This is a genomic window from Ruegeria sp. BHSC037 (genome assembly GCF_059613045.1).
Window position 1 is genome coordinate 128,559 of sequence record NZ_JBXWRT010000005.1, and the last position, 22,942, is coordinate 151,500.

General features: G+C 62.6%; 24 protein-coding genes and 1 tRNA gene. 18 read left to right on the top strand and 7 right to left on the bottom strand.

Annotated elements, in window-relative coordinates:
• The 5 genes from AC2FMN_RS06660 (at position 1) to AC2FMN_RS06680 (ending at position 3,624) form a co-directional block, all read left to right on the top strand.
• Positions 1 to 552 carry a 6,7-dimethyl-8-ribityllumazine synthase gene (locus tag AC2FMN_RS06660; protein ID WP_005983872.1) on the top strand — a complete coding sequence of 184 codons (552 nt, stop codon included), beginning with the start codon at positions 1 to 3 and terminating at the stop codon, positions 550 to 552.
• A complete protein-coding gene (gene nusB / locus AC2FMN_RS06665) occupies positions 549 to 1,031 on the top strand; it encodes a transcription antitermination factor NusB (protein WP_496679589.1) in 483 nt (160 codons plus the stop codon). Before AC2FMN_RS06660 ends, nusB begins: the two co-directional genes overlap by 4 nt.
• A 67-nt stretch (positions 1,032 to 1,098) precedes the next feature.
• On the top strand, positions 1,099 to 1,395 hold the full coding sequence (locus tag AC2FMN_RS06670) for a hypothetical protein (protein ID WP_496687062.1): 297 nt from the start codon (positions 1,099 to 1,101) through the stop codon (positions 1,393 to 1,395).
• Between the two features lie 84 nt (positions 1,396 to 1,479).
• Entirely contained in the window at positions 1,480 to 2,862 is a 1,383-nt protein-coding gene (locus tag AC2FMN_RS06675) for a PIG-L family deacetylase (RefSeq protein ID WP_496687064.1), read from the top strand.
• 330 nt (positions 2,863 to 3,192) lie between these two features.
• On the top strand, positions 3,193 to 3,624 hold the full coding sequence (locus AC2FMN_RS06680) for an MmcB family DNA repair protein (RefSeq protein WP_496679595.1): 432 nt from the start codon (positions 3,193 to 3,195) through the stop codon (positions 3,622 to 3,624).
• Between the two features lie 3 nt (positions 3,625 to 3,627).
• Here AC2FMN_RS06680 and AC2FMN_RS06685 read toward each other — a convergent pair whose 3' ends face one another.
• A complete protein-coding gene (locus AC2FMN_RS06685; protein ID WP_149776801.1) occupies positions 3,628 to 3,816 on the bottom strand; it encodes a DUF6324 family protein in 189 nt (62 codons plus the stop codon).
• A 306-nt stretch (positions 3,817 to 4,122) separates the two neighbouring features.
• Between AC2FMN_RS06685 and AC2FMN_RS06690 the strand changes: the two genes are divergently transcribed.
• The 6 genes from AC2FMN_RS06690 to AC2FMN_RS06715 all read left to right on the top strand — a co-directional run bounded on the left by AC2FMN_RS06690 (position 4,123) and on the right by AC2FMN_RS06715 (position 10,544).
• Positions 4,123 to 4,199 (top strand) — tRNA-His (locus AC2FMN_RS06690).
• A gap of 313 nt (positions 4,200 to 4,512) precedes the next feature.
• The gene (locus AC2FMN_RS06695) at positions 4,513 to 5,496 is read left to right on the top strand and encodes a glycosyltransferase family 2 protein (RefSeq protein WP_496687066.1); all 984 of its coding nucleotides are present in this window, start codon (positions 4,513 to 4,515) and stop codon (positions 5,494 to 5,496) included.
• Positions 5,497 to 5,501: 5 nt separating this feature from the next.
• Positions 5,502 to 6,437 (top strand): hypothetical protein, encoded by a 936-nt coding sequence (locus tag AC2FMN_RS06700; RefSeq protein ID WP_496687067.1) that lies wholly within the window; start codon positions 5,502 to 5,504, stop codon positions 6,435 to 6,437.
• Entirely contained in the window at positions 6,434 to 8,428 is a 1,995-nt protein-coding gene (locus AC2FMN_RS06705) for a tetratricopeptide repeat protein (RefSeq protein ID WP_496687069.1), read from the top strand. The genes AC2FMN_RS06700 and AC2FMN_RS06705 overlap by 4 nt, the downstream gene beginning before the upstream one ends.
• A 182-nt stretch (positions 8,429 to 8,610) precedes the next feature.
• Positions 8,611 to 9,561: a glycosyltransferase family 2 protein gene (locus AC2FMN_RS06710; RefSeq protein WP_496687071.1), complete on the top strand. Its 951-nt coding sequence runs from the start codon at positions 8,611 to 8,613 to the stop codon at positions 9,559 to 9,561.
• Positions 9,561 to 10,544 carry a hypothetical protein gene (locus tag AC2FMN_RS06715; protein WP_496687073.1) on the top strand — a complete coding sequence of 328 codons (984 nt, stop codon included), beginning with the start codon at positions 9,561 to 9,563 and terminating at the stop codon, positions 10,542 to 10,544. The genes AC2FMN_RS06710 and AC2FMN_RS06715 overlap by 1 nt, the downstream gene beginning before the upstream one ends.
• A gap of 6 nt (positions 10,545 to 10,550) precedes the next feature.
• On the opposite strand, the gene AC2FMN_RS06720 is transcribed toward AC2FMN_RS06715, so the two are convergent.
• Complete coding sequence (locus AC2FMN_RS06720; protein WP_040634129.1) at positions 10,551 to 10,853, bottom strand: DUF6476 family protein; 303 nt, start codon at positions 10,851 to 10,853, stop codon at positions 10,551 to 10,553.
• Between AC2FMN_RS06720 and AC2FMN_RS06725 the strand changes: the two genes are divergently transcribed.
• The gene (locus AC2FMN_RS06725) at positions 10,852 to 11,895 is read left to right on the top strand and encodes an RluA family pseudouridine synthase (RefSeq protein ID WP_496687074.1); all 1,044 of its coding nucleotides are present in this window, start codon (positions 10,852 to 10,854) and stop codon (positions 11,893 to 11,895) included. The two genes, AC2FMN_RS06720 and AC2FMN_RS06725, sit on opposite strands and share 2 nt — an antisense overlap.
• 125 nt (positions 11,896 to 12,020) lie before the next feature.
• Positions 12,021 to 12,917 (top strand): RNA polymerase sigma factor RpoH, encoded by an 897-nt coding sequence (gene rpoH, locus AC2FMN_RS06730; protein WP_496679608.1) that lies wholly within the window; start codon positions 12,021 to 12,023, stop codon positions 12,915 to 12,917.
• Between the two features lie 60 nt (positions 12,918 to 12,977).
• Here rpoH and AC2FMN_RS06735 read toward each other — a convergent pair whose 3' ends face one another.
• Entirely contained in the window at positions 12,978 to 14,156 is a 1,179-nt protein-coding gene (locus tag AC2FMN_RS06735) for a dipeptidase (RefSeq protein ID WP_496687076.1), read from the bottom strand.
• A gap of 147 nt (positions 14,157 to 14,303) precedes the next feature.
• Between AC2FMN_RS06735 and AC2FMN_RS06740 the strand changes: the two genes are divergently transcribed.
• Positions 14,304 to 15,278: a Gfo/Idh/MocA family protein gene (locus AC2FMN_RS06740; RefSeq protein ID WP_496687077.1), complete on the top strand. Its 975-nt coding sequence runs from the start codon at positions 14,304 to 14,306 to the stop codon at positions 15,276 to 15,278.
• 57 nt (positions 15,279 to 15,335) lie between these two features.
• Positions 15,336 to 15,605, top strand: a complete 270-nt coding sequence (locus AC2FMN_RS06745; protein WP_496679614.1) for a DksA/TraR family C4-type zinc finger protein — start codon at positions 15,336 to 15,338, stop codon at positions 15,603 to 15,605.
• Between the two features lie 16 nt (positions 15,606 to 15,621).
• Here the strand turns inward: AC2FMN_RS06745 and AC2FMN_RS06750 are convergent, their stop codons facing one another.
• The 4 genes from AC2FMN_RS06750 to AC2FMN_RS06765 all read right to left on the bottom strand — a co-directional run bounded on the left by AC2FMN_RS06750 (position 15,622) and on the right by AC2FMN_RS06765 (position 19,025).
• On the bottom strand, positions 15,622 to 15,870 hold the full coding sequence (locus AC2FMN_RS06750) for a hypothetical protein (RefSeq protein WP_496679616.1): 249 nt from the start codon (positions 15,868 to 15,870) through the stop codon (positions 15,622 to 15,624).
• Positions 15,867 to 17,687 (bottom strand): M3 family oligoendopeptidase, encoded by a 1,821-nt coding sequence (locus AC2FMN_RS06755; RefSeq protein WP_496687079.1) that lies wholly within the window; start codon positions 17,685 to 17,687, stop codon positions 15,867 to 15,869. The genes AC2FMN_RS06750 and AC2FMN_RS06755 overlap by 4 nt, the downstream gene beginning before the upstream one ends.
• Before the next feature lie 70 nt (positions 17,688 to 17,757).
• Positions 17,758 to 18,735, bottom strand: coding sequence for an alpha/beta hydrolase (locus AC2FMN_RS06760; RefSeq protein WP_496687081.1), 978 nt, complete (start codon positions 18,733 to 18,735; stop codon positions 17,758 to 17,760).
• Entirely contained in the window at positions 18,735 to 19,025 is a 291-nt protein-coding gene (locus AC2FMN_RS06765) for an SCP2 sterol-binding domain-containing protein (RefSeq protein WP_496679625.1), read from the bottom strand. The genes AC2FMN_RS06760 and AC2FMN_RS06765 overlap by 1 nt, the downstream gene beginning before the upstream one ends.
• Before the next feature lie 68 nt (positions 19,026 to 19,093).
• Between AC2FMN_RS06765 and AC2FMN_RS06770 the strand changes: the two genes are divergently transcribed.
• The 3 genes from AC2FMN_RS06770 to AC2FMN_RS06780 are packed head-to-tail and all read left to right on the top strand — an operon-like array spanning position 19,094 to position 22,884.
• Positions 19,094 to 19,663, top strand: a complete 570-nt coding sequence (locus tag AC2FMN_RS06770) for a tetratricopeptide repeat protein (RefSeq protein ID WP_496687083.1) — start codon at positions 19,094 to 19,096, stop codon at positions 19,661 to 19,663.
• Between the two features lie 20 nt (positions 19,664 to 19,683).
• On the top strand, positions 19,684 to 22,506 hold the full coding sequence (locus AC2FMN_RS06775; RefSeq protein WP_496687085.1) for a helicase-related protein: 2,823 nt from the start codon (positions 19,684 to 19,686) through the stop codon (positions 22,504 to 22,506).
• A gap of 6 nt (positions 22,507 to 22,512) precedes the next feature.
• Positions 22,513 to 22,884, top strand: a complete 372-nt coding sequence (locus AC2FMN_RS06780; protein WP_496687087.1) for an RNA-binding S4 domain-containing protein — start codon at positions 22,513 to 22,515, stop codon at positions 22,882 to 22,884.
• The last annotated feature ends 58 nt before the right edge of the window (positions 22,885 to 22,942 follow it).

The window sequence follows — 22,942 nt, forward strand, 5'->3', positions numbered from 1 at the left end:
ATGGCTGAGCAAGATAAACACGGCGTTCTGCCGACCCCGAAATTCGATGACCCGGTCAAGCTGCTGATCGTTGTGGCCCCGTTCTATCGCGCCATCGCCGACGACTTGGTTCGCGGCGCCAAGGCCGAGATCGAGGCCGCCGGCGGCAGCTGCGAGGTGGTCGAGGTGCCCGGCGCGCTCGAGATCCCGACCGCGATTGCCATGGCCGACCGCCAGTGCAACTTCGACGGCTATGTGGCGCTGGGCTGCGTGATCCGGGGCGAGACCACGCATTACGAAACCGTCTGCAACGATTCTAGCCGCGCGATCCAGCTGCTGGGCCTGCAGGGGCTGTGCATCGGCAACGGCATCCTGACGGTTGAGAATGACGCGCAGGCCGAAGTGCGCGCCAATCCGGAAAAGATGAACAAAGGCGGCGGCGCGGCGGCTGCGGCCTTGCATCTGATCGCACTCAGACGTAAGTGGGGCGCTTCGAAAAAGGGCGTCGGATTCAAGCCGCCGTCCGAGTCCATCCTTGTGGCGGGCGACAGCAACGGATCAACGACAGCATGACCCAGACAGACACGCCGAAACCGGCAAACCGGAAACGCCTAATGAAATCCGCCGCGCGGTTGTACGCCGTGCAGGCGCTGTTCCAGATGGAGCAGTCGGGCCAGACGACCGAACAGGTGGTCAACGAGTTTCTGGATCACCGGTTCGGCGCGGTCTACGAGGGCGACGAGATGCTGGAAGGCGACAGCGCGCTGTTTCGCAAACTGGTGGATGACGCGGTGAACTATCAGGCGCCGATCGACCAGATGACCGACCGGGCGCTGGTGGCCAAATGGCCGATTTCGCGCATCGACCCGACCTTGCGGGCGCTGTTCCGCGCGGCCGGCGCCGAGCTGAGCCAGAGCGACACGCCGCCCAAGGTGGTCATCAACGAATTCGTTGACGTGGCGCGCGCCTTTTTCCCCGAAGGCAAAGAGCCGAAATTCGTCAACGCGGTTCTGGACCACATGGCCCGCGAAGCCAAGCCCGAGGCGTTCTGACGCGCCACGGGCGATTTTACCCGGCATGAAATTGCGCTAGATTCCTATCGTGTGAGGGAGGTGCGTCATGCCGAAACTGATCCGTCTTTACATCACCCAGGTCGCACTGGGCTTTGTGATCTCGGCTGTGTTCGTCGCCGTGCTGCTGCTGTTGAACGTTGCCAACCTACGCCACCTCATCACCGGGTCCGACATTGGCTTTATCGCGCTGATCATGATCTGGTTCATGAACGGGATCGTCTTTGCAGGCGTCCAATTCGCCTATGCGATCATGAGCATGGCCGAAAAGCCCAAAGGCCCGCGCGGAGGAACCCCGGTTGCAGGCAAGCTGGAACCCGTGCGCGTTGAAGCGCGCCGGTCGTGATAGGTGGTTCCTGGCGCTTGCAATTGGTCTTCCCCTGACATTGGATGCGCAAGCATATCGAGTTGTCCATGAAAGACCGTTTCCTTGACCAAGCCAAGTTATGAAGACGCCATCAATTCGCGGGCGTTTCTGGATGATCTGTCAAGTTTGAATCAGGCGATTGCCGACGGGCTGAAACAAGCAGGCGAGCCAGTCGCGATCAATGGAAATGTGTGCTATGCACACATGCGGGAAGACTTTCACACATCCGATCTCGCGCCATCGATGGAGCCGAAACGGCGTGCTCTTCATCGGCTGGCACAGGAAAGCAATTGTTTTGCCGAGGTCGGAGTGGCGGGTGGCCACGCGGCTTTGTTGGCGCTGCACTCGAGCCCCGGTTTGAAATATATCGGAATCGACCTTGGCCAGCGTTTGCGTGATTCATGGCCGGCGGTCGACATCTACGTGCCGATCGCGTTCCGATGGTTCGAAAACCGCTTCCCTGAACGCGTGAAGTTCTACCTCAGGCCGGCGATCGAAGGGCTGGAGCAGGCTGTTCAGGATCGGCCGTTCGGCCCGATCGACCTTTTGCATCTGGATGCGCAAAAGAACAACCGGGTGGCCGAGTTGGATGCAGTCTGGCCTGGCTTGGCTGACAGATGCTACTTGATTCAGGGCGACAACCGAAACGGCCATGTGCAAGCAAGCTCGGCTCGTTTGGTCGAGCAAGGGCGAGCGCGGCCGGTCAGCCTGATTGGGCCGGAAACGCTGCATAGCGCGAACTTCGGCCTATTGGAGACTGGTCCAGGCGTTGTGCGCAACGGACTCAGCCTAGACGGGCTTGCCCATCAGCGCATTCTTGTGTGCGTATGCCATCAGGATGATGAAACACTGTTTGCCGGCTCACTTCTGGCGCATCTCAAGGGGCGTGCCGAAGTTGTCGTTGCAAGCTTCTTCCGGCCTGCGTCCAGCCGTCGAGACACCGATACGCGCGAGGCAGCGATGCAACAGGCGTGCGACATGATTGGTGCCACCCGGGTGCAACTGCCCTTTGCGGTCGAAAGTGATTACCCGAGGCTGCGTCGTTTTATTCGCATGCCAACCAGCGATAGCATGCCAGAACCTGAAATAGTCCGGCCATTGCGCCGCCATCCGTTGTTTGGGCTGTTATCTGGATCTGCCTATGCGTTGATGAAGCAGTTCGCGCCGACAACTGTCATCACTCACAACCGAGTCGGCGAATACGGGCATATCGAACACGTGCTGTTACATCATGCGGTGAAGCAGGCATCTGCACGTTACACGGACGCTCAGTTGTTGACGTTTGGATTGAACCTGCCAGCGGCAGATTTGACCGTGCCAAGCCTGCCGGATCAAAAAAATAGGATGTTTGACTGCTATATGCCGCAATGGAACGGGCGCAGGCTCTATGATTTTGCTCTGGATGACGAAACATTCGTACGGGTCAATCCGCAGGAATTCACCTGATCGGAAGGCGGCGGGACCACCAGGCAACCGTGCGGTTTTGATTCCCGAGGACCTGTATGTACAGGTGGGCGCCAGGTAATCAGGCCAGGACCTGAACAGAGCCAGCTCCCTCGGAATTGCTTAAGGCCACCGGAATGCTACCGGTCACGAGAAGGGCAGAACCCGCCAATGGCCTAACTAGGGTGCCGCGCCGGGCTGCGCAAGGGGGCCAGTTGCAAAAGAAGGCATGCGGGGTCGCCCGAACGGGCCGGCACGGCGGTGGCTCGTTCCGGTCCGATCCTCATGGCGAAGGTCCTTGATTTTTGTTCTTGAATTGTTCACATTCTGCGCATGACGTTGGATCTGCAGCCCGGTCAAAGGCTGGCCCGCGGGGTTGCCCGACATCTGGCCAGCCACGGCTTTGTTTCTATTGAGGAATTCGTACCCGCGCGCGGGTTGCGGGTGGATGTGATGGGTCTGGGTCCCAAGGGTGAGCTGTGGGTGGTCGAGTGCAAATCCAGCCGGGTCGATTACCAGTCCGATTCCAAATGGGGCGGATACCTGGACTGGTGCGACCGGTTCTTCTGGGCCGTGGATACTGATTTTCCAACCGACCTCTTGCCTACGGAAACCGGTCTGATCATCGCCGACGCCTATGACGCCGAAATCATACGGATGCCGCCCGAGGCCAAGCTAGCGGCAGCCCGGCGCAAGAAGCTGATCCAGAAATTTGCGATGGACGCCGCGCGGCGTCTGCACATGCTGCGCGATCCGCGGCCCTGACGGTCAGCGTTTGACCGCGCGGGCAGCCTGAGCGGCGGCGCGGATCTCGTCGGCGATTTCCTCGGCCTCTTCCGGGTCGAAATCCATCGGGATTTCGAGGTTGTCGGCTTCGACGAACAGGCGCACCATGCCTTGATCGGTGGGGCCGATCTGCAGGTTCGCTTCGATGTCGCGTTCGGTATTGATGCCCATTTTCGCCTCCGGAGACTGAGCGTTTCTGCTAGCGCGCAACCGGGATTGAATCAAGCGCAGTCTGGGTGTGTCACGGCGCGGGCAGGCGGAACGATGTGTTTTCGGGGTGGTCGGAGTTTGGTCGGCGGAGGCAGCGCGGCCCGAGTGTCCCCTCGGGTCCGGCAGAGGCGGGCGGCGCTTTGGGCTGCCGAAACTCGTGGCGCCCGCGATTTTCTTTGCGCGATCCGCTGTGTCGGACAATGCCAGAAAATTCGCCTACAAGGCACTTGCAATCCCCCGGCGGCTTCGTTAAATCGCCCCTCACGTGCCGCCTTAGCTCAGTTGGTTAGAGCGCTGGATTGTGGATCCAGAGGTCCCCTGTTCAAGCCAGGGAGGCGGTACCATCTCTCCTCAAGCTTTCGGTGACAAGTCGCCCATCCGGGGCCCGGTCTGCGTTGCGCCGCTCCCCTAGGCTTAGCATGACATTCGTAGATTTATTCGATCCTTCCGGGTGTGTGCATCGCTGAGACCGTTCACGTTGCCCCAGGGGCGGGTATCGGACAGTTTCGGTCGCGTCCGGCAGCGCGGCGCAGTTGCCCGCTTGGGTGCAGTCGCGCACCACTCGGGTGTGCAATGCATGTACCAGCCTATTCCGGCCTCGCGGTGTCGGGACGGCTTGTGTAAGAAAGGGCAAAAGGCAGATCGGAACAGGCGTAAATGTCTCAGACCATTACCGTATTCACGACGATGAAGAACGAAGGCCCCTACATGCTGGAATGGGTCGCCTTTCATCGCATGCTGGGGGTCGATCATTTCCTGATATTCACCAATGACTGCGAGGACGGAACCGATGACATCGCCCGCCGCCTTCAGCAGATGGGGCTGGCGACCCATGTTCCGAATGCCGTGCGCGACGGAGGTAATCCGCAACACCAGATGCTGCGCCGGGCGCGCAGGCACCCCAAGGTGAAAGAGGCCGATTGGCTGATGTGCCTGGATGTGGACGAATTCTGGAATATCCGCGTGGGGAACAACAGCTTTGCGGCATTGATCGACGCGGTCGAACAGAAGGCGGGCCGCCCGGTCGACGCGATTTCGTTCGCCTGGCGCCTGTTCGGCAGTTCGGGCAACATCGGCTTTGACGACAGGCCCGTGACCGAAAGCTTCACCATGGCCGATCGCGAATTTCCCTATCATTCCGGCCGGGCTTACGGGCTGAAGACGCTGTTTCGCAACAATGACCGGTTCAGCCGCTTCGGCCCGCACCGCCCCAAGGGCATCGAAGAGGGGCGCGAGCACGAAGTCGCCTGGTCGGACGCGGGTGGAAACCTGTTTCCCGCTGACAAGGTCGGCTGGCGGGCTTGGCGGGGGTTCGACCATGCATTTGGGCGCCTGCACCACTACTCCGTGCGTTCGCTCGAGGGGTTTCTGGTCAAGCGTGACCGTGGCCGCACCAATCACGTCAAGGTAGATCAGGGGCAGGCCTACTGGTTGGATATGAACGCCAACAAGGTCCGGGATACCTCGATTCAACCCATTGCCCGGCGGGCCGCACCGGTTCTGGCCAAGCTGAAGGCCGATTCCGAGCTTGCCCGTCTGCATGACGAGGCGTGCGAGTGGCACCGCGCCAAGATCGCCGAGATCAAGCTGCGCCCCGAATGGGTGGACTTCCGGTCATGGCTGGCGGACAATCTGGTTTGAGACCCATGGCCGACGAACTTTCGAAGGATCAGCTTAAGCCCGAGCATCCCGACCGTAAGACGGGGTACGAGCGCATTCTGACCGATCCTGCGCCGCCCTGGTTCGTCGAGATCTATCCGGGCGGGGAAGGAACTGGATTCCTCCGCAAGCTCGAACGCCATTCGATCCTGTTCCATCAGCGGGACGCGGCGCGTCTGGTCGTCAGTTTCGACAATATCGGCAATGCCAACGATCTGTCCTTCGCGCGCGAGCCCTGGGGCTGGAAGTTCTTCCGCGACGAGGGCTGGTCGCATATGGGCGTGTTCGCGCGGTCCAAGGCCTGGTACCGCGACCCCGAGATCATCGACTATTTCCAGGCCAAGGCGCGCGAAGGGTTTTTCGAGCGCTTCGACCAAGTCGTGTTTGCTGGCGCCTCGATGGGTGGGTTCGGGGCGCTGACCTTTTCTGCACTGGCGCCCGGAGCGGTGGTGATCGCCTTCAATCCGCAATCCACGCTGGATGAACGTCTGGTGCCGTGGGAGACCCGATATCGCTTTGGCAAGGTTCAGGACTGGGACCTGCCGCTGGGTGACGCGGCCGACTGCATCCGGACGGCCAAAAAGGCCTATGTTTTCTATGACCCGTTCTTCGAGCCCGATCGGCGGCACGTCCACCGATTGCAGGGCGCGAATGTGGTGCCGCTGAAGACGTGGTTCTCGAACCATTTCGCCGCGCCGATGCTGCGCAAGATCGACGCGCTGAAGCCGGTGATGCAGCAGGCCATGGCCGGCACGCTGGAACCGCAGGCCTTTTATCGGATGATGCGCGCACGGCGGCGCCTGCCCATCTACATGCGCGGGATCGAGGCGGTGGGTGAGGACCGGCATCCGAAACTGGTCGGGGCCGCGCGGCAGCGATTCCGCGCCCTGCGGCGCCAGGCTGCTGCGGGTGGCGCGTCATGACCCCAGACCGGGGCGTGTTCATCGGCCAGCGCAAGGACCGTCTGGGCGCGCGGCTCCTGATGATGCTGACCTGCATCCGCCTGGCCGAGGATTTCGACACGGACTATCGCGTCAACTGGTTTCCGCAAGGAGCCGACGCGCCGGAACTGGACGCCCCACAAGAGCTGTTCGCCACCGATTGGATGGCGGCCCATTTCTTGGATGGGCAGGCTTACGACGAATTGGCCGCGGGTGCCGTCCCCGTCTGGAGCTTTCAGGGCGATCAGACCCCCGACAGGCTGCGCGAACATCTGGCCGCGGGCCGTTCGGTGATCGTCGAGGAGGGGTTCGAGGTTTTGGCCTTTCCCTGGGAAGATGTCGAAGCCATCCGCCCCCGATACCGCGATTTCATCCATCGGATCGGCTTTGCGCCGCCGATCCGCGCGGTCATGGACCAGACCGACGCCCGGTTGTCGGGCAAGGGGGTGTCGGCCTATCACATCCGGCGCGGCGATATCTTGAACGGCCTGCCCTGGAAGCATACGACTTGGCCCGCCAAGATCGAGCCCGAAGAACTGTATGACGCGCATCTGGACAAGTCGCGCGGGCAGACGGCCATCATGTTTTCCGACCAGCCCGAACTGATCGCACGGTTCCAACAGCGCCACCCGCAATTGATCCAGATGGCCGACATCGCCGATCTGTCCGGCATGACCCGGGCCCAGCGGGATTTCCTGGAACTCTACACGATGTCGCGGGCCGAGCGGGTGATCGCTCCGTTCATTTCGGCTTTTTCGATGGCTGCGGCCCGGATTTCCGGTCAGCAGCGGCTGGTGTTCCGCGACGTGCTGTCCGAGGACGAGATCGGCCGCGCCAATGAACGAGTCATACAGCGGGTCGCCCAGGGACCGTCTGCATTTCTCAACCCGTCCGAGGCCGCTCATGTCTATGCCAAAGCGTGGCAATACCTCTGCGCGCAGGACCGCTGCCAAGAGGCCTATGACCTCGCCCAGCCGATCCTCGATGCCGGAGCGGACAATGCGTTTCTGCCACTGCTGCAAGCGCTGAACGCCTTTTATCTGGGCAAGTGGAAGGAAAGCGAACACCTAGCCCGGACCGGGTTGGAAAACTCCGACCTCTGGCCCGAGGACCGAGCCGTTCTGTGTGCCTTGCGCGGCGCTATCTTGGGTGCCCAGAAAAAGCGCTGGGCCGCAGGGCGACAATTCGCAAAAGCGTTTTGGGCCAAGCCCTTGCGGCCCGATGTGGTCGTGTTGGGTTCGCGGATGCTTTACCGCGACCAACTGCCGTTCCGCCTGTTCCCGCCGGTCGACTGGGCGTTGCAGCGCCGGCTGCGGCAGCGCCGTTTCGCGCCGTTCAACAACCTGTATCTGGTCCAGCACAAAGTCATCGCACGCCAGCCCTGCAATTTCGACATGATGCTGCTGGACTGGGCGGACCTTTCGTTGGACCAGCGCGCGCGACGGTTGCCCAAATCGCCTGCGCGGCTGGCCGCGCTCGAAGCGGCGGTTCGGGCATCGGAGGACCTGTCCGGTGACGATCCGGCCGTGCAAAGCCTGATTTCGACGGTGCACCGGCACACCGGCGAGGTGTCACTGTCGGCGGCGATCGACGTTGCGCGCAGGGTCGTTGCGGCCTGTCCAGACGCCCCGCTGTACCACAAGCGCCTTGCCGAGTTGTATGCCGATGCCGGCGATGCCGGGGCGGCGCGGCTGTCGATGGCGGATGCGCTGGCCTGCGACCCCGACAATGCTTTCCTCGTCTTTGCAATGGGCCAGTTGTTGATCCGCCTCGGGGCCAAAAGGCAGGGCGAGCAGCAGATCCTGAATGCCGCGGAACTGGACGAGGTCACCGCCGCCATCCAAGGGGCGGCCGGCCGCATTTACCTTAGGCGCGGGAACAAGCCGCAGGCCAAAAAGTTCTTGGAACGGGCCGTGGCGCTTTGCCCGACCTATTCGCGGTTTTACAACCAGCTGGGGCGGGTCGATGGGTGACATGCGCGCATCGACGCCCGAAGCTGCGGCGGGGCGGGGCAGTTTGCCCTTGGTCTGCCGGGGCGAAGAAAATAATCTGAATGAAAAACCGGTGCCCGCGGCGGGATCGCCCGACCGGGCCGATTGATCCGAGGCAGAACCGCATGGTCGAACAGCCCCCTCGCTTTGTCAGCGTGACCCCGATGAAGAATGAGGGCCCCTTCGTTCTGGAGTGGGTGGCGCACAATCTTGCAATCGGAATCGACCAGATGGTCGTGATGACGAATGACTGCACGGACGGCACCGACGCCCTGTTGCAGCGACTGCACGACCGCGGCGTTCTGATCCATGTCGACAACAACTCGGCGCGTCCGAGCAGCCCGCAGAAGCGTGCCTACAAACGGTTCCTGCGCATGGACGTGGCGCGGCCGCAGGACTGGGTGGTAGTTATCGACGCAGATGAGCACATTAATGTAAAGACGGGCGACAACACCCTGCAATCACTGGCAAAAGCGGTGCCGGATGCGCGCATGATCTCGATGACCTGGCGGTTGTTCGGAAATGCGGGGGTCGTGGGCTATGAAGACAGGTTCCTGTCCGAACAGTTTTGCCGCGCCGCCCCGGAACACATGCCGCGTCCGCCGCAGGCCTGGGGGTTCAAGACCATGTTCCGCCGGCACCTTTGGAACGTGATCGGCGTCCACCGACCCAAGCGCCCCAACGTCGAGAGCATGGCGGAGTGCCATTGGTACAACGGATCGGGGCGGCCGATGCCCGAACGCTATTTCACCAGCAGCTGGCGCTCGGCCCGGGACTCGGTCGGGTACGATCTGGTGCAGGTGAACCACTATGCGCTGAAATCCTGCGAAAGCTATCTGGTCAAGAAGGTGCGGGGGCGGGCGCATCACACGGGTGAAAGCCTTGGGTTGGACTACTGGAACATGATGAACCACAACGCGGTCGAGGACCGGTCGATTGACGCCATCGCCGATCGAAAGCGGGGCCATTTCCACGACCTCATGTCGGACCCTGAAACCGCGCGCCTGCACCACCAGTCCTGTGACCTGCATCGCCGGCAGATTGCCGAGCTGCTGAATACCGCCGAGATCCGCGCCCTGATGCAGCAGATGACGGCCGGGCAGGAGGGCGCCTGATGCTCTGGTTGCACCTCGGCATGCCGAAAACCGGTACGACCGCGCTTCAGTCCTATTTGCGCGGTCATGCGGATATCTTGTCCGAGAACGGGCTGCGCTACATGAAGGCCGGGCGTCAGCGGCCGGACACGGGCGAGCGCCCCAAGGTCAGCCACAACATGATGGCGTTTCACCTGAATCAGACGGCCCAGCCGCTGGACGCTTTCCGCGAAGCGATCGCTCGCGAATACGAAGATCACGCGGACAAGGCCTGTGTGGTGTCGTCCGAGATGTTCTACACCGCCGACCTGGCGCGTCTAGCGCAGGTCTTCGCGGAAATTCCCGCGCGCGAGATGCGCGTGGTGTTCTATTGCCGCCGCTATTCCGATTTCTTCGAGGCCGATTACAAGCAGCGGGCCAAGAACGGACGGCTGCCCGCGGATGGCTCGGGCTTTGTCCGTGACCGGCTGGCGGCGATCCGGTCCAACCCGGACGGGCACAGCTATGCCGGTGCGGTTGGTCGCATCCGAGCGGCTTTTCCGGGCGTCGCGATCGTGCCGCTTCTATATGAACGGGCGGAGCTCGCCAACGGCAATGTCATCGATGATTTCCTGTCACGGCTTGGGGTTGCGCCGCCACCCGGGTGTCCGACCGACCTGCCGGCCAACCTGTCCTTGTCGCGGGTCGCCAGCGAGGCCTTCGGCGTGGTGACCCGGGCCATCGGGCGCAAGCGCAGCCGCCAGTTGCGCCGTCAGGCGGTGAGCGATCCGGTGATGATCCGCCGGCATGACGTGCTGGAACCTGATGAGCGCGCCTGGCTGGATGACTTTCTGGCCGAGGCTGACGAAGGGTTCCGGCAAGAATTCTTTCCCGACCGCAAAGTTTTGTTCTCTCCGGTCCGCCTTGGTGCCGAAGATCTGCGGTTCCGCCGCGACAGCGCCGAAGAGGTCGCTGCTCTCAAGCAGGCATCGGAAATCGTGTTCCGTATGGCACTGGACGCCTGAGGCGCCTCAATCCAGCGGAATCTCCTGCCGCTGGCGCCCGGTGGTCTTGTCGAAGATCAGGATACGGTTGTCATCGGTCACCACGGCGAACCAGTTGCTGCCGATGGTAACGGCCTGGGCGCGGGCACCGTCGGGCAATTCGATCTGATCGGGCAGGGTGGGGGTTCTGTCCGATAGGCGGATGACAATCAGGGCGAATGTCACTAGAACGCCGCCAATCATCACCGCGGTCAGCAACATGACCATGCGGCGCAGCAGGCGCAGCTGAGGCGTTTCCTGCGGTTCTTGAGGATCTGAAGGGACAGTCATGGGCACCCGGCAAATAGACTTCGTGATCGCGGACGCTCCGCCGCCCCGCCTTGATAAGGCGCTTTCGCGGGATGTGCCAGCAGATGAAAATCTGTCGCGGACCCGTCTGGCCCGCCTGATCGAGGAGGGCGCGGTTTCGGTGGACGGCAAGGTCGTGACCGATGCCAAGGCCAAGGTGGCGGAAGGTGCGGCTGTCTGCATAACCGTGTCCGAGGCGGATGAGAGTCATATCGGCCCCGAGGACATTCGGTTGGACATCGTGCACGAAGATGCCGACCTGATCGTGATCAACAAGCCTGCGGGGATGGTCGTGCATCCGGCGCCGGGATCCCCCAACGGCACTTTGGTGAATGCGCTGCTGCATCACTGCGGCGATGATCTGTCTGGCGTGGGCGGGGTCAAGCGGCCGGGCATCGTTCACCGAATCGACAAGGATACCAGCGGGCTTCTGGTGGTCGCCAAATCGGATGCGGCCCATCAGGGGCTTGCGGCCCAGTTCGAGGCGCACAGCGTCGAGCGGTATTACCGCGCGGTGTGCTACGGCGTTCCTGATGCCAACGATCCTCGGCTGCGCGGCATCAAAGGCGTGAGTTTCGAACCCGGCAACGTGATGCGGATCACCACGCAGCTGGCGCGGCACAAACACGACCGGCAGAAACAGGCCGTGCTGTTCCACGGCGGTCGCCACGCCGTCACGCGCGCCCGGGTCGTCGAGGTGTTCGGGCAGCCCGGAGCGGTGTCGCTGATCGAATGCTGGTTGGAAACCGGGCGCACCCATCAGATCCGGGTGCACATGGCCCATGCCGGGCATGGTCTGGTGGGCGACCCGGTCTATGGAGGCAAGCGCAAACTGTCGGCCCGGTCCTTCGGCGCGGACGCGGCAGAGGCGGTGAGCAGCTTTCCCCGGCAGGCGCTGCACGCGGCGGTTTTGGGGTTTGAACACCCCGTGACCGGCGCTCGGATGCGGTTCGAAGCCCCTATTCCGCAGGACATGCAGGCCCTTATTTCGGCGTTGAAACAACCCGAAAGGTCTCGTGACTAACGCATTCTTAGGTTTCCTTTATCAATCTTTAATCCCACACTGTTAACACCTGCCCTTGAATGGTCCGAAACGTGGCCCCATATCCATGTTAAGGACATAAACATTGGTCCAAAGGGACGTGATACATGGCAAATTACAAAAACCTCCCCGTGCCCACGCCTGAAGGCGGGCTGAACCGGTATCTGCAGGAGATTCGCAAGTTTCCGCTTCTCGAGCCGGAAGAGGAGTACATGCTGGCCAAGCGTTGGGTCGAAGAGCAGGACACCGAAGCGGCGCACAAGATGGTGACGTCGCATCTGCGGCTGGCCGCCAAGATCGCCATGGGCTATCGCGGCTATGGGCTGCCCCAAGCCGAGGTGATTTCCGAGGCCAATGTAGGCCTGATGCAGGCCGTGAAACGGTTTGACCCGGAAAAGGGCTTCCGCCTGGCGACATATGCCATGTGGTGGATCCGCGCCTCGATCCAGGAATACATCCTGCGGTCGTGGTCGCTGGTTAAACTGGGCACCACGTCAGCGCAGAAAAAGCTGTTCTTCAATCTGCGGAAAGCCAAGGCACGCATCGGTGCGTTGGAAGACGGCGACCTGCATCCCGACAACGTCAAGCAGATCGCCAACGACCTTGGCGTGACCGAAGAGGAGGTCATTAGCATGAACCGCCGCATGTCCGGCGGGGATGCCTCGCTGAACGCCACGGTCGGCTCCGAGGGCGAAGGCACCATGCAGTGGCAGGACTGGCTGGAAGACGAAGATGCCGACCAGGCCGGCGATTATGAGGCCCGCGAAGAGCTTGAGGTTCGGCGTGAGTTGCTGGCCGAGGCGCTCGAGGTGCTGAACGACCGCGAAAAGGACATTCTGACCCAGCGGCGGCTGATGGATCAGCCCGTCACGCTGGAAGAGCTGAGCTCGCAATACAATGTCAGCCGCGAGCGCATTCGCCAGATCGAGGTGCGCGCCTTTGAAAAGCTGCAGAAAAAGATGCGGGAACTGGCGCGGGAAAAGGGGATGCTGACCCCGGCCTGATGCGCCACGACCGACCTGAACAGCCGGCCTGGATCGCTCCGGGCCGGTTTTTTCGTGCCGCTACTCCAGCTGTTGGCGGAATACCCGTACCATGTTTTCGCCCATGACCTTGCGGATCTGCGTTTCGGTCAGGCCTTCGTCCTGCAAGGCCGAGGTCAGCGCGGCCAGTTCCGACGTGTCGAACGCGGTCTCGACCGAGCCGTCATAGTCGGACCCGAGCGCCACATGATCTTCGCCCACCGTTTGGATGGCAGCCTTGATCATTTTCGCGATGCCCGTCGGGGTGATGTCGCCGCAGGTGACATCGGCCCAGTATCCCATCCCGATGACACCGCCGGTCGCCGCGATTTCCTTCATCAGGTCGTCGGGATAGTTGCGCTTGACCGGGCAGAACCCGTGCAGGCCGCCATGGCTGACGATCAGCGGCTCGTCTGTCATGGCCAGCACGTCGTGCGCCACTTGCGGGCTGGAGTGGGCCAGGTCGATCACAACCGGGCGTTTGGCCAGTTCGGCCACCACCTGCCGTCCGAATTCGGTCAAGCCCGTGTTCCCGGTGCCGTGCAGCGAGCCGCCCAGTTCGTTGTCAAAGAAATGCTGCAGCCCGAACACCCTGTGGCCGGCATCGAATATCGGCTCGAGATTGGCCAGATCGCCCTCCAGCGGATGGGCGCCTTCGATTCCCAGAATGCCGCCCACGACCTTTTCGCCGCGCGCCCGGGCGTCCAGAACGGCCTCGAGATCCGCGCGGGTCTTGATAACCTTGAGGTGCCCGTCCGAGGCGGCCTCGAACCGATGCAATTTCTCGGCCTGATAAATAGCGCGTTCCTTAAGGCTGTCCCAGGTACGCAGCGGCCACAGCTGGCCGATGGCCAACAGCGTGATGTTGTCGAATGCATCGGCCGAGTTTGCCTCGTAGTTCTGCCCGGCCGGTGACTTGGTCACGGCGGTGAACACCTGCAGGGCCACGTTGCCTTCGATCAGCCGGGGAATATCCACCTGGCCGCGGGTTCCGCGCTCGGTCAGGTCGCGGCTCCACAACAGCGGATCGGCATGCAGGTCGCCCACGAGCAGGGTTTCGTGCAGGGCCGCGGCGGTGTCGGACACCGGATATGGGTCGTGGTTGATCACGTTGTTGCGCGCGCCTTCGACATAGGCCGGCACGAAACCAAAGAACACCACGGCTCCGAGGACAAGCGCGGCCACCACAAGGCCGGCCAGCCATTTCAGTAGTCTCTTCACGTTTTTCCTCCCCAAGCGTTTCCGGCAGCTTATGGGCGAAAACTGATGAGAAAAGCCTGACTTGGCGTCGCTTGGCTGATACAGAGGTCGCAACGGATGTTGGCGCAAACATTTCAGCGCCCAACGTGGTCAAATACGGAGGACACCATGCACAAGCCGGTTCAATGGGGCATTCTGGGGGCGGCGAAATTCGCGCGCCAATTCATGGGGCCGGCGATCCATGCGGCTTCGGGCGCGCGACTGGCCGCCCTGGCGACCTCGGATCCGGCCAAGGCCGAGCCGTTTCAGGACTTCTGCCCGGACCTGAAGGTCTTTGACGACTATGGCGCGCTGCTGGCCTCGCCCGAAATCGAGGCGGTCTACATTCCGCTTCCGAACCACCTGCATGTGGAATGGAGCCTTAAGGCGCTGGAGGCTGGCAAGCACGTTCTGTGTGAAAAGCCGATGACCATGCGCGCCGAGGAGTTCGACGCCCTCATCCACAAGCGCGACCAGACCGGGCTGCTGGCGGCCGAGGCCTATATGATCGTGCACCACCCTCAGTGGCAGCATGTGCGCAACCTGATCGCCGATGGCGCCATCGGTGATCTGGTGCATGTCACGGGCGCATTCAGCTTCGACAACCGCGCGGACACCGGCAATATCCGCAACCGCGCCGAAACCGGCGGCGGCGGGCTGCGCGACATCGGCGTCTATGTCATCGGGTCGGCCCGTTTCGCGACGGGGCAGGAACCGGACACCGTGCAATCGGCCATCCGTTGGGAGGATGGAATCGACGCGTTCACGGAAATACGCGCGCAGTTTCCGGGCTTTACTTATTCGGCCTATGTCTCGATCCGCATGCACCCCCATCAGGAAATGGTCTTTCACGGGGAACGCGGCCTGATCCGCCTGACCGCGCCGTTCAACGCGCGGGTGTTTGGCGAGGCTCGGGTCGAACTGCATCGCCCGGGTTTGGAAGTTCTTGTGACGCGTTTCCCAGCCGACGATCACTACAAGCTGCAGGTCGAGGCGTTTTGCCGAACCATTCGCGCGGGGGACGAATACCCGTGTCCGCTCGAATTCTCGCGCGGGACGCAAGCGATGATCGACCGGGTGTTCGATGGCGCGACACCGCTCTGACTTGCGTGACGTACCACTGCGCGCCTAGACTGGCCGGCGGCTGAAACGGAGGAGACCATGGCCGGAGGCTGGGCGCGTGACGGCGCGGTAAGCGAACAGATCGAAGCGTCGATTTCCGACGAGCTGGCCCGGATGCAGGCGCGCAAACGCCCCGTGGGCGACAGCCTGACCCATTGCGCGGAATGCGAGGAACCGATCCCGGAAAAACGGCGTCAGGCCATCCCGGGCGTCAAGCTGTGCCTAGACTGCCAGCAGGAGCACGACGGCGCCTACAAAGCCCGCGGCGGTATCAACCGGCGCGGGTCCAAGGACAGCCAGCTGAAATAGGGTTGCCCCGACCAGGTCAGCGAACCCGGCCGTTCCGACGCGTTCGCCTCCAGCGTATCAACAGCCGCACATCCATTGCGGCGACCATGATCCCCAGCGGAATCATCCAGAACCCCACCACTGGCAGGAATCCGAAAATTCCGCCGATGATCAGCAGGACGCCCACGACGAAGCGCAACCCGCGCGGAACCTTCTGGCGAATGCGGGCCAGAACCGGGCGCAGCTGTGCCTTCAGCGCGGCCCAGCGCCCGGTCTTGGGTGTCACTCTTCCATCGCCTCCAACTCGTCGATGAAGCCCGAGATCATCGACAGGCCCTTGTCCCAGAATTTCGGGTCGCTGGCATCCAGACCGAACGGGGCCAATAGCTCTTTGTGGTGCTTGGAGCCGCCCGCGCACAGCATCTCGAAATACTTGTCTTCGAACCCTTCCGCGCCGCTTTCGTACACTGAGTACAGCGCGTTCACCAACCCGTCACCGAAGGCATAGGCATAGACATAGAAGGGCGAGTGAACAAAGTGCGGGATATAGGCCCAGAACGTCTCGTACCCATCCATGAATTCAAACGCCGGGCCAAGGCTTTCAGCCTGAACGCTCATCCACAGGGCGTTGATGTCGTCCGGCGTCAGTTCGCCCTCGCGGCGGGCGGCGTGCAGCTTGCATTCAAAATCGTAAAAGGCGATCTGGCGGACTACCGTGTTGATCATGTCCTCGACCTTGCCGGCCAACAGAACCTTGCGCTGCTCGGGCGTTTCGGCCTGATCCAGCATCTTGCGGAAGGTCAGCATCTCGCCGAAGACGCTGGCGGTTTCGGCCAGCGTCAGGGGCGTCGAGGACAGCATCTCGCCCTGACCGGCGGCCAGCACCTGATGCACGCCGTGGCCCAGCTCGTGCGCAAGCGTCATCACGTCGCGCGGTTTGCCCAGGTAGTTCAGCATCACATAGGGGTGCACATCGGTCACGGTGGGGTGCGCGAAGGCACCCGGGGCCTTGCCCGGTTTCACCGCAGCGTCGATCCAGCCTTTCGAAAAGAACGGCGCCGCAATCTCGGCCATTCGGGAATCGAAGGCGGCATAGGCCTCCATCACCGTCTTCTCGGCGTCTTCCCACGACACGGTGCGGGTGTCTTCCATCGGCAGCGGCGCGTTGCGGTCCCAGACCTGCATCACATCCAGCCCCAGCCATTTGCGCTTGAGCTCGTAATAGCGGTGGCTGAGCTTGGGATAGGCGGCCACGACCGCCTCGCGCAAAGCTTCGACCACCTCGGGTTCGACATCGTTCGCCAGGTGCCGCGCGGTCTGCGGGGTTGGCATCTTGCGCCAGCGGTCGATGATTTCCTTTTCCTTGGTCTGGGTGTTGTGGACCCTGGCAAAAGTCTTGATGTTGTCCTGAAACACACGGGCCAGTTCGCGAGCCGCCGCCTCGCGCTTGGACCGGTCCTGTTCGGTCAGCAGATTCAGGGTGCCCTCGATGTTCAGCTCTTCGCCATCCACGGTAAAGGTCAGCCCGGCAATGGTTTCGTCGAACAGCCGTTCCCACGCGTCGCCGACCACCCCCAGATCATGCAGGAATTTCTCCAACTCGTCCGACAGTTGATAGGGCTTCATCGCGCGGATGCGGCGGAAGACGGGCTCGTACCGGGCCAGGTCCGCGTTGGCCTTGAAATGAGCGGCCAGTACGTCATCGTCGATGCGGTTTATCTCGAGCGTGAAGAACACCAGAGGCGTGGTGAACAGCGTAACCTTTTCCTGCATGTCCGACAGGAACTTGGCGCGCTCGGCATCCGTGGTCAGCTGGTAATAGCGCAGCCCGGCAAAGGACATGATCCGCCCGGCGACGGCGTTGATCTTTTCGTTGCGCTTCACGCAGGTCAGAAGGCCCTGAGCGTCCAGATCGGCCAGCTTGCCTTCGTAATCGGCGGCAAAACCCGCGCACTCCTGTTCCAGCCACTCAAGATCGCGGGTCAGTTCCGGCGCGTCCTGTCCCTTGTAAAGATCGTCCAGATTCCACTCCGGCAGGTTGCCAAGGTTGTCGGCGCCGCCACCGGCATTTGCGTCTCGGACGGGGAAGGGAAGCTCGTGCATGAAACACCTCGATTGTCTGCGTTGGACCACATCTAGGCGCAGGGCGCGCGGATCACAAGCAGCCGAGGCGTCAGCGCGTCATCGCAAGATCGGATAACTGCCCGTTGGCGGCGGCCGAGAAATGCGCGGCCATCTCTTCGAATACGGGGCCGCGGACCTCGGGCGGTTCCATCATCACCTCGTGTTCGCCGTCGGGGATTTCGACCAGCCGGCCGCTGGGCCAATTCGTCATCCGCGCCCGGATCGCCTTGCGGTCCACGATCTGCTCGTGGGTGCCAAGATAGGTCAGGCAGGGAATGTCCGGCGCGGTCTGCGCCACAAGCCATTCACATTCGTCCAGCGCCTCGCGCAGCCAGATGGTGGACGGGGCGCCCAAGGCCAGTTCGGGGTGCGCTTTCAACTGATCCTGCATCATCCGGTACATCCCGGGGTCGCGGGTCAGAACGTTGCCCTCGAACGGCTGGGTCAGCACATAGCTGTCCAGCGATGTCGTGGGCGGCGTGCGTTCGCCCAACCCGAATCGCGGCCCCCAATAGGCGGTCAGGCGGCTGAGTGGCTTCATGAGGGGGGTGAAGAAAATGCCCCACATCGGGCCGGTGAAAGCGCAAGAGGCAAACCGGCCGGTCTCCAGAACCGCGCGCAACCCGATCGCGCCGCCCATCGAATGGCCGATCACGTGCCAGGGTTTCGGCAGGCCCAGGTGCTTGGCCAGTTTCAGTGTTTCGCGCACGTCCTGCTGATAGTCGGTGAACTTGTCCACATGTCCGATGCGCGGATCTTCCAGCAACCTGTCGGCCAGACCCTGTCCGCGCCAGTCCACGGCCAGTACGGCAAAGCCGCGCCGCACGAACTCGCCCGCCGCATTGCCATATTTTTCAATGTATTCGGTGCGGCCGGGAAAGATCATCACCGTCCCGGTCGCCTCACCCTCGGGGCGCCAGTGGCCCCCGCGGATGCGCGTGCCGTCGCTGGTGGTCAACCAATGCGCGGCGCCGCCGACGGGACCGCCGGCCACGTCTTCAAAGAAAGGGGCCGGCGACAGTTCCATCAGGCCAGTACCGAGGCAAGTTTCATGGCAATTCCCATGTCGCCATCGACGCTCAGCTTGCCGGCCATGAACGCACCGGTGGGGTTCAACTCGCCGTTGAGGATCTGTTCAAACGTTTCCGCGTCGGCGCTCAGGGTGACTTCAGCGTCCTCGTCGCTGACCCGCGCGCCATTCGCGTCCAGCACGATCGAGCCCAGGTCGGCAATGGCGAATTTCGCCGAAGAATCGAATTCGCCCCCCGACAGTTTTTCGTTCAGCGCGGCTGCCGCTTTTTCAAGAGTGTCGCTCATGGTCTTCCTCATTTGTTGGTGCGCCGTGAATGGACATCCGCGGTCGCAACGCTACACTGAACATTGTTATGAGCATTGCAGTCAACAATCTCAAAGGTACCGTTGCGGCATTTGCGGTCCTAGTCACGTTTTCCACCACTGCGTGGGGACAGCAGGCCGATCTGCGCGACGAGGCGGAACTGCTGCGGCAACTGGCCGAGGCGACGCCGCAACAGGCCATTGGCCTGGATCGGCAGTTGCAGGCGCTGTGGTCGCAATCCGGCTCGGCCTCGGCGGATCTGCTGCTGGAACGGGGGCGCGATGCGATGGAACAGGGGAACATCGACGCTGCCCTGGATCACCTGACAGCGCTGACCGACCACGCGCCCGATTTTTCCGAGGGCTGGCATGCGCGGGCCTCGGTCTTTTTCGGGCTGGAACGGTTCGGCATGGCGGCGGCGGATCTTGAACATGCCCTGACCCTGAACCCGAACAATTACCAAGCCATTTATGGTCTGGGCCTGATCTTCGAGGTTCTGGGTCAGCCCGACCGGGCCTATGAGGCCTATTCGCGCGCGCTGGCTATACATCCCCATCACGAAGAAGTAACCAATGCCGTGAATCGGCTGAAACCGCAAATCGCGGGCAAGGCGCTTTAAGGTCCGGGCAGGGGGCAAAGGTGAACGGGGCATCCCGAATCGTGGCCGTACTTGGCCCGACCAACACAGGCAAAACCCACTATGCGATCGAACGCATGCTGGGCCACCGGACCGGTGTCATCGGCCTGCCGCTGCGGCTGCTTGCGCGCGAGGTCTATGACAAGATCGTCGCCATCCGCGGCCCCTCGGTGGTGGCTCTTGTGACGGGTGAAGAACGCATCGTGCCGCCGCGCACGCAATACTGGGTCTGCACGGTTGAGGCGATGCCCGAGGGGATGGGCACCGATTTCGTGGCCATCGACGAAATACAACTGTGCGCCGACCCCGAGCGCGGTCATGTCTTTACCGACCGGCTGCTGAGAATGCGCGGCACGCACGAGACGCTGTTTCTGGGTGCCGACACGATGCGCGGCCCGATCGCGGCGCTGGTTCCGCAGGCGCAGTTCGTCCGGCGCGAGCGGATGTCGCAACTGGTTTACACCGGGTCCAAAAAAATCAGCCGCATGCCCCCGCGCAGCGCCATCGTCGGGTTCTCGGTCGAGAACGTCTATGCCATTGCCGAGCTATTGCGGCGGCAAAAGGGTGGGGCGGCCGTGGTCATGGGCGCACTCAGCCCGCGTACGCGGAATGCGCAGGTCGAGCTGTACCAGAATGGCGAGGTCGACTATCTGGTAGCCACCGACGCCATCGGGATGGGGCTGAACCTCGATGTGAACCACGTGGCGTTTTCGTCCCTGTCCAAATTCGATGGCCGTCGTATGCGGCCGCTGGCTCCGAACGAACTGGCCCAGATCGCCGGGCGCGCCGGGCGCGGCATGTCGGATGGCACCTTCGGCGTGACGGGCGAGGCATCGCCGCTGGACGAGGGCGTGGCACAGGCCATCATGGACAGCCGGTTCACGCCGATGAAAAAGCTGAACTGGCGGAATGCCGCCTTGCGGTTCGGGTCGGTCGATGCGCTGATCGACTCGCTCGAGGCCAGCCCGGACAACGAACACTTGGTCAAAGCCCGGCCCGCCGACGATTTGAACGCGCTGAAATCGCTGGCCCAGGTGCCCGAGGTTGTGGCCCGTGCCAGTGACGGCCCGTCGATCCGCCTGTTGTGGGATGTCTGCCGAATCCCCGATTTTCGCGGCATCAGCCATGCCGAACATGCCAGCCTGCTCGAATCGATTTTTGGGCATCTGCACGAACGCGGTACGATCCCCGAGGATTTCCTGGCGCGCCAGATCCGCCGGATCGACCGAACCGGCGGCGATATTGATGCGTTGTCCAAAAGGTTGGCGTATATTCGCACCTGGACATATGTTGCGCAACGAAACGGCTGGGTGCGCGACGAATCCCATTGGCGCGCGGAAACCCGCGCTGTAGAAGACAGGGTGTCGGACGCTTTGCATGAACGTCTGACGCAAAGATTTGTGGACCGGCGTACATCTGTTCTGCTGCGCCGGCTCAAACAGAAGGAGGCCCTTTTGGCCGAAGTGAATGACAAGGGTGAAGTGACCGTCGAAGGCGAATTCGTCGGTCGTCTGGAAGGGTTCCGGTTCATCCCGGACAAAAGCGCGCAGGGAACCGAGGCGAAAGCGCTTAAATCGGCCTCGCTGCAAGCACTCGCGCCGCAATTCCATCTGCGTGCCGATCGCTTCTACAACGCGCCCGATACCGAAATTGATTTTACCGAACAGGGTGGCCTGATGTGGGGCGAATATGCCGTTGGCAAGCTGGTTGCCGGGGCCGAGCCGCTCAAGCCGATGGTCGAGGTGTTCGTGGACGAGGCCGCAGGGCCGGAGGTCGAACAGAAGGTTCAGCGCCGCCTGCAGCACTTCATCGACCGCAAGATCGCGACCCTGTTCGAACCCCTGCTGAACCTGTCGCGCGACGAAGAGCTGACGGGCCTGGCCCGGGGCTTTGCCTTCCGCATGGTCGAGGCGTTGGGCATCCTGCCGCGCGCCGGTGTCGCCCAAGAAGTTAAGGATCTGGACCAGGACGCCCGCGGCGCGCTGCGCAAACACGGCATCCGGTTCGGTCAGTTCACCATCTTCATGCCGCTGTTGTTGAAGCCTGCCCCGACGCGTCTGCGTCTGGTGTTGTGGGCCTTGGCCAACGGCCTGCAGGAGTTTCCCGAAGCGCCGCCCCCGGGCCTCGTGACAGTCCCCGTCGCCAAGGATGCGCCCGAGGGCTATGACACCATGTGCGGGTACCGCAACGCGGGCGAGCGCGCCATCCGCATCGACATGCTGGAGCGCTTGGCCGACATGCTGCGGGCAGAAGACAGTCGTGGCGGATTCGAGGCCAAGCCCGACATGTTGTCGATCACCGGCATGACGCTGGAGCAATTTGCCGACCTGATGCAGGGGCTGGGATACAAGGCTGAACGCGGTGAGCGCGTCAAGGTCCGGCCAGCGATGGCCGAGCCTCAACTGACGGATGAATCCGACGCGCAGCCGGCAGAGACCGGACCCGAAGCTTCTGATGCCCCGGTGGATGCGGCAGGCGAACCCGCCGAGCCGTCAGCCGAGGCCACCGAAAGCGCCGAGGCGCCCGCCGAGGCCCCGGCCGCCGAACCGGCATCGGACGAGCCCGAGATCGAGGTGTTCTATACCTTCACTTGGGGCCGTCAGCGGCAAGGCAATCGCGGCCCGCGCCGGGATGCACAGCAGCCGCGCGGCAAGGGCAAGCCGGGCGGTGGGCCGCGCGAAGGCCGTGGCAAGCCGCAAGGGGGCAAGGGGGGCAAGCCGCAAGGGGCCAAGACCTTCTCGTCGCGCCCACCGAAAAAGGAAAAGGCCATCGACCCCGACAACCCCTTCGCCGCGGCGCTGATGGGTCTGAAGGAAGGCAACTGATCCGCCATGGCAGAGGCGCTGGCCAAGCTGCGGATCGACAAGTGGCTGTGGCATGCTCGGTTCTTCAAGACCCGCAGCCTGGCTGCCAGACAGGTCAGCGCTGGCCATGTGCGCATAAACGGAGACCGGGCCCAGAAGCCGGCGCAGACCGTCGGGCCCGGGGATGTCCTGACCTTTGCGCAGGGGCGAGTGGTCCGGGTCGTCCGCGTCGAATTCCTGGGCGAGCGTCGCGGCCCCGCGTCCGAGGCGCAGACGCTGTACACCGATCTGATGCCCGCGCAGAACGCTCTGCCGGGAAATCCGGGTTTCGTGGGAAAAGGTCGTCCGACCAAGAAGGATCGGCGTGCGCTTGATCTTTCTCGCACCTCAAGGGGGTGATCTTCTCTTGAAGACCGGTGCGGGTTGAATTAGCTAGTCGCCGAAACCGATATGGGAA